This is a genomic window from Bacillus sp. LR--39, assembly GCF_053613335.1.
In genome coordinates, this window is sequence record NZ_JBSIOT010000502.1 from 1 (window position 1) to 912 (window position 912).

Here is a 912-nt window from a genome sequence, read left to right on the forward strand (position 1 = left end):
CTGCGCGTCGGCATGCTTGATATTCCGTTCTGGCAGGCGGCTGTCGGAATCGGGATCACACTGCTCACCATTGTCATACTGGCCGTTATCGGCGCCAGAATTTATAAAGGCGGTGTATTAATTTACGGCAATTCAAGCGCGTTCAAAGCGATCAAACAAGCGCTACGTTTAGCGAAAAACTGATTGGAAAACAGCCTGGGGATTCTCAGGCTGTTTCTTTATTGACAGAACGTGCATTCGCAAGAATTCGGTGCTAAAATAAGGGTACTTCATCCTGGAAAGGAGCAGAATGTTGACTGATCTAACCTTTATTCATGCGGCAGATCTTCATCTTGACAGCCCGTTTTACGGGATATCGCATCTGCCGGAGCCGATTTTTGCCCGGATTAAAGAAAGCACGTTTGCAAGCGTGAGACATATGATAGACGCCGCAGTGAGAGAGTACGTTGATTTCATTTTGCTGGCGGGAGATCTGTTTGATGAAGCCAATCGAAGCTTAAAGGCTCAGCTCTTTTTGAAAAAACAGTTTGAAAGACTCAGAGAGTGCGGGATTTCGGTATACGTCATCTTTGGGAATCACGATCATCTTGGCGGTGAGTGGACGCCGATTGAATGGCCTGAGAATGTCCATATTTTTTCGTCCGCTGTTCCAGAAGAAAAATCATTTTTTAAAGAAGGCAGGCGCATAGCAAGCATTTACGGCTTCAGCTATCAAGCCAGAGCAGTGACGGAAAACCAAGCCGCCCGCTATCGGAGATCAACTGACGCACCGTTTCATATCGGCATGCTCCACGGCACGCTCTCAGGATCTGAAGGACACGATCCGTATTGCCCGTTTACCCATGACGACCTCGTGAAAAGCGGGATGGATTATTGGGCGCTTGGCCATATACATAAACGCCAGGTTCTATC

At 47.8% G+C, this 912-nt stretch carries 1 protein-coding gene and 1 pseudogene; both read left to right on the forward strand.

Annotated elements, in window-relative coordinates; translation table 11 throughout:
* Positions 1–183, forward strand: a pseudogene (locus ACWHAR_RS24475) (ABC transporter permease); the annotation flags it as partial.
* 106 nt (positions 184–289) lie between these two features.
* The coding region (locus ACWHAR_RS24480) for a metallophosphoesterase family protein (protein ID WP_452088108.1) at positions 290–912 on the forward strand (623 nt) is incomplete at its 3' end.